Raw genomic sequence first — 12,348 nt, forward strand, 5'->3', positions numbered from 1 at the left:
CAAAATGATAAACAGCACCCCGCACGTGATCGTGCGGGGCAGGAACATTAATGCGTTTTGCATTTTTCGTACAATCCGCGCTCTTTCAGGACGGAAATGAGCGTTTCGCCGATGACGGCCGGCGTTTCCGCCACTTTGATGCCGCACTCGGCCATTTTTTTGATTTTTTCCGCGGCTGTACCTTTGCCGCCGGAAATGATCGCGCCAGCATGGCCCATCCGTTTGCCCGGAGGCGCCGTTTGCCCGCCGATAAAGCCGACGACCGGTTTCGTCATGTTCGCTTTCACCCATTCGGCCGCTTCTTCTTCCGCCGTGCCGCCGATTTCGCCGATCATAATGACCGCGTATGTCTCTTCGTCCTCGTTAAACGCCTTCAGCACATCGATGAAGTTCGTGCCGTTGACCGGGTCGCCGCCAATGCCGACCGCCGTCGACTGGCCGATGCCGGCTTGCGTCAGTTGATGGACCGCCTCGTACGTCAGTGTGCCGGAGCGAGAGACGATGCCGACATGCCCTTTTTTGTGGATGTAGCCCGGCATAATGCCGATTTTGCACTCTTCCGGCGTAATGACGCCCGGGCAGTTCGGGCCGATGAGGCGTGTCTTTTTGCCTTCCATGTACCGTTTCACTTTCACCATATCAAGCACCGGAATGCCCTCGGTGATGCAGACGACGAGATCAAGCCCGGCATCGACCGCTTCCATAATGGCATCAGCTGCAAACGCCGGCGGAACGTAAATGACCGAGGCGTTCGCCCCCGTTTTTTCGACCGCTTCCGAAACGGTGTCAAACACCGGCACGCCTTCGACTTCCGTGCCGCCTTTGCTCGGCGTGACCCCGCCGACAATGTTCGTTCCGTATTCAATCATCTGTTTTGTATGAAACAGCCCTTGCGAACCGGTAATCCCTTGTACGATCACTTTCGTGTCTTTATTGACAAAAACGCTCACGTGTCTCCCTCGCTTTCTTAACGTACTAGCTCGACGATTTTTTGCGCGCCGTCCGCCATCGATTCCGCCGCCGTAATGTTCAAGCCCGACTCTTGCAAAATCTTTTTCCCGAGCTCGACGTTCGTTCCTTCGAGGCGAACGACAAGCGGAAGCGTCAAGCCGACTTGCTTCGTCGCTGCGACGATGCCGCTCGCAATAACGTCGCATTTCATAATGCCGCCGAAAATATTGACGAAAATGCCTTTCACGTTCGGGTCAGACAAAATGATTTTGAACGCTTCCGTCACTTTTTCCTCGCTGGCGCCGCCGCCGACATCGAGGAAGTTGGCCGGCTCGCCGCCGTAATATTTAATGATGTCCATCGTCGCCATCGCCAAGCCGGCGCCGTTGACCATGCAGCCGATGTTGCCGTCAAGAGCGATGTAGTTCAAGTCGTATTTCGACGCTTCGACTTCTTTCGGGTCTTCTTCATCCAAGTCGCGGTATTCAAGGATGTCCGGATGGCGGTATAAGGCGTTTGAATCGAAATTCAGCTTCGCATCAAGCGCCATCACTTTGCCGTCGCCGGTGACGACAAGCGGGTTGATTTCGGCGATCGAGCAGTCTTTATCGACAAACACTTGGTACAAGCCCATCATAAATTTGACCGCTTGGTTGACGAGATGCTTCGGAATGTTGATGTTGAAAGCCAATCGGCGCGCTTGGAACGCTTGGAGCCCGACGGCTGGATCGATGTATTCTTTAAAAATTTTCTCCGGTGTTTTCGCCGCCACTTCTTCGATCTCCGTGCCGCCTTCTTCCGAACCCATTAAGACGACGCGCGAGGTGGCGCGGTCGACGACAAGGCCGATGTAATATTCTTTTTGGATGTCGCACCCTTCTTCAATCAACAGCCGTTTCACTTCTTTTCCTTCCGGGCCGGTTTGATGGGTGACGAGCACTTTGCCGAGCAATTCGCTGGCGTATGTACGGACTTCCTCGAGGCTTTTTGCCACTTTCACCCCGCCCGCTTTGCCGCGCCCGCCGGCATGAATTTGCGCTTTGACGACGCACACCGGCGCGCCGAGCGCTTTCGCCGCTTCGACCGCTTCATCCACCGTGAACGCGACGCGGCCGTTCGGCACGCTCACACCATAGCTTCGCAAAATTTCTTTTGCTTGGTATTCATGAATGTTCATGCGCCAACCTCCTATGTATAAAATCAAAAAAGTCTTAGCGCTTTCATTTTATACCTAACATTTCGCGCTTGTCCACCGTTTCGCCGCAAAATTAAGAAATTGGGGAATAGGAAAATTATCCCTCCCCCAACGTCTCTTCTTTCACCGCCCGGTCGAGCTGATAAAGAAAGGCAAACAACTCCGCTACGAGGGCATACAGCCCTTCCGGAATCGCTTCGTTGATCTCCACTTCGCTTAACAGCTCAACAAGCGACGGGTCTTTTCGCACCGGCACGCCGTACTGCTCAGCCGCGGCGATGATCGCCTCGGCGATCTCCCCGCTTCCTTTTGCCTTGACGACCGGCGCCTCATCGACCGCCGCATCGTACGACAAAGCGACCGCTTTTTTCCGCTCTTCATTCATATGCGCCAATCCACCTCACTATATGTGCCGGAAAACGGGAAACGAGACGGGGGCGGCGGTGCGGCATCCGTTGCTTTCACATCGACGCCCGAGAGCGTATAGCCGTGCGCCTGCAATCGCTCTTTCACAAGCGGGGCGAAACGGGCGGTGAGCGCCGGCAGCCGCGGGTCGCTGTGAAATATCGAAATGTGGACAATCCGCCGCTGGATGCGCACATCGACAACGATCTCCTGCAGCGCCTCGAGCGTTAAGCAACAAACCATGCGGCTATAATCGTCATCAAGCCGTCCGTTAGGTGTCCGCTTCCCTTGCCAGCAGACGGCAAAATCGCTCAAACGCGCGCCAAGCGGCAGTGGAAACGCAAGCCATACATGTTCGAGCAGCCCATCGCCGCCAGCGGTAATGGCCATTCCGTCCATCTGGGTGAGGAGCGCTTCGGCTGCCTGTTTCGCCTCCCTGTCCCCCGGCGCGCGGAGAAAGTGAAGAAGCAGCCTTTTCAACGATGGGGACCCTTCCGGCAAAGCCCCCGCTTTCACGGCACGAGCGAGCGCCGCCTCGTCTTCAAGGCCGAGGCGTCCGGCGATCCGGCGCAGCCAGTGAAACAACGACAACGCCGGGTCGCTCGCAGCTCTGGCGGCTGCCCACAACGCCGCTTCCGCTTCAGTGAGCGCCCCGCTTGTGCAGGCGGCATCCACAGCGGCAACCCGTGCCAAAAACGTTTCCTCATCAGCTAAGCCAAGCTGTCTGTACACCTCGGCAAACTGCCGCTGCCGCACCGCCTCTTGAAGCGCTGAATGCCGATCCTCCGGCAGCGGGGCCAATCCGAGGCGGGCGAGAAGCGCACGCGCCGGCCCCGCTTCTTCTCCCTCGGTCGAAAGAAGCAAGTGCACAACCGTCTCATAGACGAACAACGGCGGGGAAAGAAGCCGCTCGATCGCCCGGCCGAGCTCGGGCGCCGCCGGATGGGCGGAAAGGGCGGCAATGGCCGCTTTCAGTTTCCCCAACCCCTCAGCGAGCGGCACCCCGGTTTTTGCCGCCCACAATGCCCGAAACACGGCGGCAGACGGCGGCAGGCGGCGGCGGAACAAGTATGCGAGCACCTCTTCGGCATCGGCCGGCCGCTCTGTTTCCCTCACCGCCTCGGTCAGTTCCGCAATCTCCCCCTTCGTCACGGCCGCGCCTGCTTTGAACGCCTGGCGGAGCACCGGCAAGGCGGCGTCCGGCAGCTTCCACGTCTGCTGCCATCGGCGCGCGGTGTCCTCGTCAGACAAAGCGGACGAACGCCCGGGGAAAGAGGCGGCTTTCCAATAAATCGTTCCCTCCTGTTGTTTGATTTCAAACAAGTACGTGCGCCCGAGGAGAAGCGGTGCCTCGAGGCGGGCGCGTACGAGCTGGCTGCCAACGCGGACGAACGCCACCTGTTCTCCGTTTTTCGTTTCCTCCACCTGCTCGACCCGGCCGACGACCGCCTGTCCGGGCTGAAACCGTTGGCTGAATGTTGCATCACGGACAGCGGTCACCGGAATGGTTCGTTCCATCCGCTCTACCATTCGCTTCTCATCCTTTCATTCCGGCCTAACTTAGGCGGGGCATCCCTCTTCCATCCGCACCGTCAAAACGCGCCTTGGCCGCTATGTCGAACATCGAGCGCTTCCCTTACTGGGGCGAATGAGCGGCGGTGCTCCTCTGTCACGCCATAGCGGCGAATCGCCGCAAGATGTTCCGGCGTCCCATAGCCCATATGGCGGGCAAAACCATATTGCGGATAGCGGCGATCGAGCTCATGCATCCATCGGTCGCGCGTCACTTTGGCGATGATGGACGCGGCAGCGATCGAGGCGCTATTGGCATCGCCTTTTACGAGGCGCTGCTGCGGCAGCGCACACGGCACGGCCATCGCATCGACAAGCAAATGCTCCGGCGGCGGCGAGAGCGCAGCGACCGCTTTGGCCATCGCTTGTCTTGTCGCCTCGTAAATGTTCCACTCATCAATTTCAGCCGCGCTAACAATGCTGACGCCAATCGCAACGGCGCACGCCTCGATTTGCGCAAACAGCGCCTCGCGCTTGGCTGGCGTCAACCGCTTCGAGTCGTCAAGCCCCGGCAAATAAGCATCTTTCGGCAAAATGACGGCCGCGGCGACAATCGGGCCGGCCAGCGGTCCGCGTCCGGCTTCGTCAATGCCGGCAATTCGTTCAATGCCGGCGGCATATAGTTCACGCTCATGGCGCATCAGCTCTTCCCAGCGCTGCCGCGCCGCTTTCTCCCGCTCCTTTTGCCTAATAAAGCGGGCCAGAAGCGCCTGCACGCTTTTTCGTTCATCGCGCCGCAGCATCTCCCAGCGCGGGTCGCTTTCTCCCCCGAGTTCTGGAAGCAGCGCTTCAATTTCTTTCACCGTATACTGTTTCATAATCCTCTCCCTTTTCTACTTATACTATCGGCTGCATTCCGACCGTTGTGAAGCGAAAAGTTCTTCAGCCAATGAAAAACGCCCGCCGGACGCATTACGTCCATAAAGCGGGCGTTTCAAAGCTGAGCCGTCCTAACTTTTCTGTGCGAATGTCATACAAAACGATATCGGCCACTTTATCGTAATCGATGCCGCCGCCCGCCGTCAGGCAGCCGCGCCGCCGGCCGATGGCGTCAAACAAGGCGACCATGTCATCGGGAATGCTGTCGAGGCCATATCGCTCCATAAGCCGCTCCGGATAATGGTCAGATAAAAAGCGGAGCGCATACACCGCAACGTCTTGCAAATTTAAAATTTCATCCTTAATCGCGCCGGTGACCGCCAGCCTGTAGCCGACATCCTCATCCTCAAACTTCGGCCATAAAATGCCGGGTGTATCAAGAAGCTCCATCTCTTTGCCGACTTTAATCCATTGCTGCGCTTTCGTCACCCCCGGCTTATCGCCGGTTTTGGCGATATGGCGGCCGGCAAGCCGATTGATGAGCGTCGATTTGCCGACGTTCGGAATGCCGACGATGAGCGCTCGCACCGGACGCGGGTTTTTAATTCCTTTCGCCCGCATTTTGTCGAACTTGTCTTTCACCATCTCTTTCGCTGCCGCCGCGATTTGCCGGACTCCTGTTCCGCTTTGAGCATCGATGGGCAAAGCCAGCCGCCCTTGATCGTGGAAATAGCGGATCCACTGTTCGGTCACCGCCTCATCGGCCATATCAGCCTTATTGAGCAAAATGAGGCGCGGCTTTTGTCCGAGAATCTCGTCGATCATCGGGTTGCGCGAGGACATCGGCACACGGGCGTCAAGCAGCTCAAACGCTACGTCGATCAACTTTAATTTTTCTTGCACTTCCCGCTTGGCCTTCGCCATATGGCCGGGGAACCATTGAATCACTGTCATTGGCATCACCTGCCTCGTTTATTTCACAATCCGGGCGTCAGCCAACGGCCAATACACAAGATTCGCCTTGCCAACGACTTTGGACATCGGAATGAAGCCGATATGGCGGCTGTCTTTGCTGAAACGGCGATTGTCGCCCATGACAAACAAATGCCCCGGCGGCACCGTGCTTCGCCCGGTCAGTTCCTCCAAAGTGAACGATTCCGTCAGTGGACCGCCGTCGGACAACTGCTTTTTATACTCGTCCAAATACGGCTCTTCATACGGCTTGCCATTGATATAGAGCGTATCATTTTTGTATTCAATTCGGTCGCCCGGCAGGCCGATGACTCGCTTAATATAGTCTCTCCCTTCTTCAGCTTGAAAAACAATGATATCGAAACGGTGCGGCATGCCGATTTTATACGCCAGTTTATTGACGATCATCCGCTCATGGTTATGTAATGTCGGCATCATCGAATAACCGTCGACGATGATCGGAGCGAAAATAAAGTAGCGGATGCCCCCGGCGAGCAAGACGGCAACGACGATCGCTTTCATCCATTCACGCCATTCGCTTTTTTTCTGTTCCATTGTCCACCCACCTAAATCAAAGTTTGCAGTCGTGGATCACTACCGTAATCATCATTGGCGGTAGTGAAAAAAGGAGCTTGAAAGCAAGCTCCTTTTCCGCTGTGATCCACCGTTGTCCATTATTGCGCTGCGTTCGTATTTTCCTTGATGCGCGCCGCTTTGCCGCGAAGTTCGCGCAAGTAGTACAATTTCGCGCGGCGGACTTTCCCGCGGCGGACAATTTCGAGCTTGGCGATTTTCGGCGTATGCACCGGGAATGTGCGCTCAACGCCGACGCCATAGGACACTTTGCGGACCGTGAACGTTTCGCTGATGCCCGCTCCGCGCCGTTTAATGACGACACCTTCAAACACTTGGATGCGTTCGCGGTTGCCTTCGACGACTTTCACATGAACGCGCACCGTGTCGCCCGGGCGGAAATCCGGCAAATCGGTCCGCAATTGTTCTTTCGTAATTTCTTGGATTAAATGATGCATCATTTTCCACTCCTTCCACAGATGTTCATGCCAATGATCTCTTCATTGCAGCGGAACATCGTTTTCCGTCCTTAAGCATGCCGCTTAAGTCACACAAAGAATATGATAGCATAAACACCGGCTGCAGGCAATAGCTATTCGCGCTCTCGCTCCCATTCTTTCAGCCATTGCTTTTGCCTGTCGGTAAGCGGGTAATCGGCAAGCAAATCCGGACGGCGCAAAAACGTGCGCCGGAGCGATTCCTTCTCGCGCCACTCGGCGATGAGCTGATGGTTTCCTGACAGCAACACCTCCGGCACTTTCATGCCGCGGAAATCGGCCGGTCTTGTGTATTGCGGATACTCAAGCAGCCCGGAGCTGAACGAGTCATCGACCGGCGACGCCTCATTGCCGAGCACCCCGGGGAGAAGACGGACGACGCTGTCGACAATGACCATGGCGCCGAGTTCCCCGCCGGTCAAAATATAATCGCCGATCGAAATTTCGTCGGTCGCTAAATGTTGGCGAATGCGCTCATCATAGCCTTCATAATGGCCGCAAATGAGCACCAAATGCGTTTCTTTCGCCAGCTCTTCCGCCTTTTTTTGCGTGTAGCGCTCGCCTTGCGGGCAAAGCAAAATGATGCGGGCGCCAGGCGATCCAGCCGTCACGTGTTCCACCGCGTCAAAAATCGGCTGCGGCTTGAGCACCATGCCGGCGCCGCCGCCGTACGGATAATCGTCGACCGTTTTATGCTTATTGTCGGCAAACTCGCGGAAATCAACGAGGCGGATAGTCACCGCTCCCTTTTCTTGCGCCTTCTTTAAAATCGACTCATTCAGCACGCCGGAAAACATGCCGGGAAACAGCGTTAAAATATCGATCCGCATCATTCAAGCAGCCCTTCCATCGGCCGGATGATGATCGTTTTCCGCTCCGTGTCGACGCGCAAAACGACGTCATCAATATACGGAATGAGCGCGTCGGTGCCATCTTGGCGCCGAACGACCCAAACGTCGTTCGCCCCCGGCGTTAAAATTTCCCGCACCGTGCCGATCGTCTCCCCATTTTCTGTCACGACCGTGCAGCCGATAATCTCATGGAAATAATACTCGCCTTCATCGAGTTGGCCAAGCTGGCTCTCCGGCACTTTCAGCATCGCCCCTTTAAACGGCTCGACGTCGTTAATGCTGTCATACCCTTCAAACGACAGCAAATCAAACGATTTATGGACGCGGTGGCTTTTTACGGTCACCTCGACCGGTTCGGCGTCGCGTTCACGGAAAATGTACAGCTTGTTTCCTTTTTTGTACCGCTCTTCGGGAAAATCGGTCCGCGAAATGACGCGCACCTCGCCGCGAATGCCGTGCGTGTTGACGATCTTGCCGACGTTAAACCATCGTTCCATCACCTTCATCCCTTCTTAACGAATCTCTTTGACGACGCCATCTTCAACGATGATGGCGCGCGCCTTTGTCACCTCTTCCCAGCGGTCGCCGACGTTCACCTCAATGAGCGCCTCGACTTCCCGCTCCTTCAGTTCGCTGCCTAACGGTAGCATATGTAATTGCTCAAGTTGAAACTCAAGCAGCTTTATTTTCTGTATGCGGTCATCAATTTCTTTCGCAAAATATTGTTTCACTAAAGCGGGCGAATATTTTCCGCTTTTCTCCATTTTCTTTTGTTCGAAACGAAGCTGGTCGCACTCGCGCTCGAGCTGCTGCTTGCGCGCCGCAAACGCCGCGGCGAGCGTCTGTTTGCTTCGCTCGGTGACAACTTGCCGCACCTCGACCGTTTGAATGAGCTTCATCCTCATCCCCCTTTACGGCGATATCAAAAAAGGGAGAGGAACATCCTCACCCTTTTTCTTTCACTTGCACGATGATCCGCTTTGGCGACCCGGCCGCGGCAGCATAGACGACCGTACGAATGGCATGGATCGTTCGTCCTTGCTTGCCGATCACTTTGCCGACATCCTCATCATGCACCGACAGCTCATAGACGACCGCCGTCTCTTCTTCACGGCTGTCGACCGCCACCGCTTCCGGATGATCAACAAGCGCCTTAACGATCGTTTCAATGAGCGGTTTCATGCCTGTCTCGCTTATTTGCCGTATTTTAAGTTATGGAACTTCTCTAAAATGCCTTGTTTCGACAGCAAGCTGCGCACCGTATCCGACGGTTTGGCGCCGTTTTGCAGCCATTTGAGCGCCAGCTCTTCATTGATTTTAATTTCCGCCGGCTCGGCGACCGGGTTGTACGTGCCGATCGTTTCAATGAAACGGCCGTCGCGCGGCGAGCGCGAGTCTGCCACAACGATGCGGTAGAACGGGTTTTTCTTTGCACCCATGCGTTTTAAACGAATTTTTACTGCCATAGTTTGTACGCACCTCCGTATATAGTTCACACAAGATAGTATATTAACAATTCTTTTTCCGTTTGTAAAGGTTTTTCGCTTAACAGAACATCATTTACATAAATGGGAAGCGAAATCCTTTTTTCTTCCCTTTGGGCATATTCGTCATCATTTTCATCATTTTTTTCATGTCGTCAAACTGCTTCAAAAGCCGATTTACTTCCTGCACGGTCGTGCCGCTTCCTTTGGCGATCCGCTTTTTCCGGCTGCCGTTAATGATTTCCGGATGCATTTTTTCTTCTTTCGTCATCGAGCGGATGATCGCTTCAACGCGGGCGATTTGCTTTTCGTCGACTTGGATGCTATCGAGCCCTTTGATTTTATTGGCCCCCGGCAGCATTTTTAAAATTTCGTCGAGCGGGCCGAGCTTGCGCACTTGGCCGAGCTGGTCCAAAAAATCGTCGAGCGTGAACGTTGCCGTGCGCATTTTTTGCTCAAGCTCCTTCGCCTTCTCCTCGTCAACGGCGGCCTGCGCTTTTTCAATGAGCGTCAGGACATCACCCATTCCTAAAATGCGGGACGCCATCCGCTCTGGATGGAACGGCTCTAAAGCGTCGAGCTTTTCGCCCAACCCGGCAAACTTGATCGGCGCCCCGGTGACGGCGCGGATCGACAGCGCCGCTCCGCCGCGCGTATCGCCGTCGAGCTTCGTTAAAATGACGCCGGTAATGCCGAGCTGCTCATGAAAGCTTTGTGCGACATTGACGGCATCTTGCCCGGTCATGGCGTCAACGACAAGGAAAATTTCATCCGGCTTGACCGCTTCTTTCATTTGCTTCAGCTCATCCATAAGCGCCTCGTCGACGTGAAGGCGGCCGGCCGTATCGATGAGCACGTAGTCGTAATGCTCCTCTTTCGCCCGCTCGAGCGCCTGTTTGGCGATCTCCACCGGGTTAGCGTGCTCGCCTAGCGAAAAAACGGGCACGTTCAGCTGCTTGCCGAGCGTCTCGAGCTGCTTGATCGCCGCCGGACGGTAGACGTCAGCGGCTACAAGCAGCGGCTTGCGGTTATGCCGCTTGCGCAGCAAGTTGGCGAGCTTCCCGGTCGTCGTCGTTTTCCCGGCCCCTTGCAGCCCGACCATCATGACGACCGTCGGCGGCTTCTTCGCGACGGCGATTTTGCTTTGCTCGCCGCCCATGAGCGCTGTCAGCTCTTCTTTGACGACCTTAATGACTTGCTGGCCGGGCGTTAAGCTTTTCATCACTTCCTGCCCGACGGCCCGCTCGCTCACCCGTTTAATAAAGTCTTTCACGACTTTAAAGTTGACGTCGGCCTCTAGCAAGGCAAGGCGCACTTCGCGCATCATCTCTTTTACGTCGGCCTCGGTCACTTTCCCTTTGCCGCGGATTCGATTCATGACATGTTGCAAGCGTTCGGACAACCCTTCAAACGCCATAGCGGTCCCCCCTTAATCGAGCTCATCAAGCTCGTTGACTAGCGCCGCCAATTCAGCATCAGCGCTATAATGTTGGCGAACGTAGTCTTTTAGTCGCCCAATGAGCCGCTGTCGCCGTTCATATTTTTGCAGCAGTCCGAGCTTTTCCTCATATTGCTCCAGCATCGCTTCCGTGCGCCGGATGTTATCGTACACCGCCTGGCGGCTCACCTCATATTGTTCAGCAATTTCCCCGAGGGAGTAGTCGTCCAAGTAGTACAGCGCCATGTAATTGCGCTGTTTCGGCGTCAGCAGCGCGTGATAAAAATCATACAAATAGTTCATGCGCATCGTTTTTTCGAGCACCGAACGCTCCCTCCCTCGTTGTTAAGTGAAAATCCTTTACAAGAGTGAGTGTACTTTGTTTCTCGCCAATTGTCAAGATAACGGCCATTCGTTTTGTTTCACTTCCTTGTCGCAACAAAAGCAGGGCTGGCGGCGATGGCCGCCAGCCCCGACGAGAAGCGGATGCCGTTTCAGTGCGGGCCGCCCCGCTGCCGAAAAACGAGATGATCCGGCAATCAGCATCTTGCTTTGAACTGGCTGCTTGCACGATGGCTTGCGGACAAGGCGGCGTTATTGTTCATCAAACAACCCGGCAAACAGCCCGTAAACGTATTTTTCCGGATCAAACGGCTGCAAGTCGTCCATTTTTTCGCCGAGGCCGACAAATTTCACCGGGATGGCAAGCTCGTTGCGAATGGCAAGCACGATGCCGCCTTTCGCCGTGCCGTCGAGCTTCGTCAACACAATGCCAGTGACATCGGTCGCTTCCTTAAACAGCTTCGCCTGGCTCATGGCGTTTTGTCCGGTCGTCGCATCGAGCACAAGCAGCACTTCATGCGGCGCGCCCGGAATTTCGCGGCTGATGACGCGCTTCACTTTTTCAAGTTCTTTCATTAAATTCACTTTGTTTTGCAGCCGCCCAGCTGTATCGCATAACAATACATCGACGCCGCGCGCCCTTGCCGCTTGAATCGCGTCGTACATGACCGCCGCCGGGTCAGAGCCGGCCGCTTGCTTAATGACGTCGACACCGACGCGCTCGCCCCACACCTCGAGCTGCTCGATCGCCCCGGCGCGGAACGTGTCACCGGCGGCCAACAGCACCGATTTTCCTTCCGATTTCAGCTTATGGGCAAGTTTTCCGATCGTCGTCGTTTTGCCGACGCCGTTGACGCCGACGAACAAAATGACGGTCAACCCGCCTTCTTGCATATTTAAGGCGGCCAGTTCCTCATCGCCGGCGCCGGCGCGATAAATGTCGATGAGCTTCTCGGCGATGACGTCGCGCATTTGCGCTGAGTCTTGAATGTTGCGGCGCTTCACTTCCATTTTCAGCTCGTCGACCAACTCCATGACGGTCGCGACGCCGACATCGGCGGCGATTAAAATTTCCTCGAGCTCTTCAAAAAACTCTTCATCCACTTTCCGGTAGCGGGCGATCAGATCATTCACCTTTCCGGCAAGCGAATCGCGCGTTTTTGACAGCCCTTCTTTAAACTTTTCGGTGACGGCATCGGCTTGTTTCGTCCATTTTTCTTTCAACTTTTGAAAAAAGCCCATGAAGGGT

The 12,348-nt window shown here is 55.5% G+C and carries 16 protein-coding genes; all 16 read right to left on the reverse strand.

Translation table 11 applies throughout. The annotated features are described in order from the left end of the window. Window positions 1–47: 47 nt before the first annotated feature. A complete protein-coding gene (sucD, locus tag GS3922_RS10475; protein ID WP_063166308.1) occupies window positions 48–950 on the reverse strand; it encodes a succinate--CoA ligase subunit alpha in 903 nt (300 codons plus the stop codon). A gap of 17 nt (window positions 951–967) precedes the next feature. Continuing rightward, window positions 968–2,128 (reverse strand): ADP-forming succinate--CoA ligase subunit beta, encoded by a 1,161-nt coding sequence (gene sucC / locus GS3922_RS10480; RefSeq protein WP_063166309.1) that lies wholly within the window; start codon window positions 2,126–2,128, stop codon window positions 968–970. Between the two features lie 115 nt (window positions 2,129–2,243). Beyond that, on the reverse strand, window positions 2,244–2,531 hold the full coding sequence (locus GS3922_RS10485; RefSeq protein WP_063166310.1) for an EscU/YscU/HrcU family type III secretion system export apparatus switch protein: 288 nt from the start codon (window positions 2,529–2,531) through the stop codon (window positions 2,244–2,246). Then, window positions 2,528–4,081: a serine/threonine-protein kinase gene (locus GS3922_RS10490; RefSeq protein WP_063166311.1), complete on the reverse strand. Its 1,554-nt coding sequence runs from the start codon at window positions 4,079–4,081 to the stop codon at window positions 2,528–2,530. The genes GS3922_RS10485 and GS3922_RS10490 overlap by 4 nt, the downstream gene beginning before the upstream one ends. A gap of 62 nt (window positions 4,082–4,143) precedes the next feature. After that, window positions 4,144–4,941: a ribonuclease HII gene (locus GS3922_RS10495; RefSeq protein WP_063166312.1), complete on the reverse strand. Its 798-nt coding sequence runs from the start codon at window positions 4,939–4,941 to the stop codon at window positions 4,144–4,146. A gap of 94 nt (window positions 4,942–5,035) precedes the next feature. Further along, window positions 5,036–5,902, reverse strand: coding sequence for a ribosome biogenesis GTPase YlqF (ylqF, locus tag GS3922_RS10500; RefSeq protein ID WP_063166313.1), 867 nt, complete (start codon window positions 5,900–5,902; stop codon window positions 5,036–5,038). Between the two features lie 12 nt (window positions 5,903–5,914). Then, window positions 5,915–6,469 carry a signal peptidase I gene (gene lepB / locus GS3922_RS10505; RefSeq protein ID WP_063166314.1) on the reverse strand — a complete coding sequence of 185 codons (555 nt, stop codon included), beginning with the start codon at window positions 6,467–6,469 and terminating at the stop codon, window positions 5,915–5,917. A gap of 119 nt (window positions 6,470–6,588) precedes the next feature. Further along, complete coding sequence (rplS, locus tag GS3922_RS10510) at window positions 6,589–6,945, reverse strand: 50S ribosomal protein L19 (RefSeq protein WP_063166315.1); 357 nt, start codon at window positions 6,943–6,945, stop codon at window positions 6,589–6,591. 134 nt (window positions 6,946–7,079) lie between these two features. After that, complete coding sequence (gene trmD, locus GS3922_RS10515) at window positions 7,080–7,814, reverse strand: tRNA (guanosine(37)-N1)-methyltransferase TrmD (protein ID WP_168157897.1); 735 nt, start codon at window positions 7,812–7,814, stop codon at window positions 7,080–7,082. Continuing rightward, window positions 7,814–8,332, reverse strand: a complete 519-nt coding sequence (gene rimM, locus GS3922_RS10520; RefSeq protein WP_063166317.1) for a ribosome maturation factor RimM — start codon at window positions 8,330–8,332, stop codon at window positions 7,814–7,816. Before rimM ends, trmD begins: the two co-directional genes overlap by 1 nt. 15 nt (window positions 8,333–8,347) lie before the next feature. After that, window positions 8,348–8,734 carry a YlqD family protein gene (locus GS3922_RS10525; protein ID WP_063166318.1) on the reverse strand — a complete coding sequence of 129 codons (387 nt, stop codon included), beginning with the start codon at window positions 8,732–8,734 and terminating at the stop codon, window positions 8,348–8,350. A 46-nt stretch (window positions 8,735–8,780) separates the two neighbouring features. After that, window positions 8,781–9,017 carry a KH domain-containing protein gene (locus GS3922_RS10530; protein WP_063166319.1) on the reverse strand — a complete coding sequence of 79 codons (237 nt, stop codon included), beginning with the start codon at window positions 9,015–9,017 and terminating at the stop codon, window positions 8,781–8,783. Between the two features lie 11 nt (window positions 9,018–9,028). Beyond that, the gene (gene rpsP / locus GS3922_RS10535) at window positions 9,029–9,301 is read right to left on the reverse strand and encodes a 30S ribosomal protein S16 (RefSeq protein WP_008878614.1); all 273 of its coding nucleotides are present in this window, start codon (window positions 9,299–9,301) and stop codon (window positions 9,029–9,031) included. A gap of 94 nt (window positions 9,302–9,395) precedes the next feature. Continuing rightward, a complete protein-coding gene (ffh, locus tag GS3922_RS10540) occupies window positions 9,396–10,736 on the reverse strand; it encodes a signal recognition particle protein (protein WP_063166320.1) in 1,341 nt (446 codons plus the stop codon). 12 nt (window positions 10,737–10,748) lie between these two features. Then, window positions 10,749–11,081, reverse strand: a complete 333-nt coding sequence (locus tag GS3922_RS10545; protein WP_063166321.1) for a putative DNA-binding protein — start codon at window positions 11,079–11,081, stop codon at window positions 10,749–10,751. 270 nt (window positions 11,082–11,351) lie between these two features. After that, window positions 11,352–12,341, reverse strand: a complete 990-nt coding sequence (gene ftsY, locus GS3922_RS10550) for a signal recognition particle-docking protein FtsY (RefSeq protein WP_063166322.1) — start codon at window positions 12,339–12,341, stop codon at window positions 11,352–11,354. Between the last annotated feature and the right edge of the window lie 7 nt (window positions 12,342–12,348).

Origin of the sequence: Geobacillus subterraneus, from assembly GCF_001618685.1 — a bacterium.
Lineage (GTDB): Bacteria > Bacillota > Bacilli > Bacillales > Anoxybacillaceae > Geobacillus > Geobacillus subterraneus.

Bases quoted from the DNA above. Each gene is read 5' to 3' on its own strand.
- sucC (WP_063166309.1), bottom strand. From the start codon at position 2,128: ATGAACATTCATGAATACCAAGCAAAAGAAATTTTGCGAAGCTATGGT.
- GS3922_RS10485 (WP_063166310.1), bottom strand. From the start codon at position 2,531: ATGAATGAAGAGCGGAAAAAAGCGGTCGCTTTGTCGTACGATGCGGCG.
- GS3922_RS10490 (WP_063166311.1), bottom strand. From the start codon at position 4,081: ATGGTAGAGCGGATGGAACGAACCATTCCGGTGACCGCTGTCCGTGAT.
- GS3922_RS10495 (WP_063166312.1), bottom strand. From the start codon at position 4,941: ATGAAACAGTATACGGTGAAAGAAATTGAAGCGCTGCTTCCAGAACTC.
- ylqF (WP_063166313.1), bottom strand. From the start codon at position 5,902: ATGCCAATGACAGTGATTCAATGGTTCCCCGGCCATATGGCGAAGGCC.
- lepB (WP_063166314.1), bottom strand. From the start codon at position 6,469: ATGGAACAGAAAAAAAGCGAATGGCGTGAATGGATGAAAGCGATCGTC.
- rplS (WP_063166315.1), bottom strand. From the start codon at position 6,945: ATGCATCATTTAATCCAAGAAATTACGAAAGAACAATTGCGGACCGAT.
- trmD (WP_168157897.1), bottom strand. From the start codon at position 7,814: ATGCGGATCGATATTTTAACGCTGTTTCCCGGCATGTTTTCCGGCGTG.
- rimM (WP_063166317.1), bottom strand. From the start codon at position 8,332: ATGGAACGATGGTTTAACGTCGGCAAGATCGTCAACACGCACGGCATT.
- GS3922_RS10525 (WP_063166318.1), bottom strand. From the start codon at position 8,734: ATGAAGCTCATTCAAACGGTCGAGGTGCGGCAAGTTGTCACCGAGCGA.
- GS3922_RS10530 (WP_063166319.1), bottom strand. From the start codon at position 9,017: ATGAAACCGCTCATTGAAACGATCGTTAAGGCGCTTGTTGATCATCCG.
- rpsP (WP_008878614.1), bottom strand. From the start codon at position 9,301: ATGGCAGTAAAAATTCGTTTAAAACGCATGGGTGCAAAGAAAAACCCG.
- ffh (WP_063166320.1), bottom strand. From the start codon at position 10,736: ATGGCGTTTGAAGGGTTGTCCGAACGCTTGCAACATGTCATGAATCGA.
- ftsY (WP_063166322.1), bottom strand. From the start codon at position 12,341: ATGGGCTTTTTTCAAAAGTTGAAAGAAAAATGGACGAAACAAGCCGAT.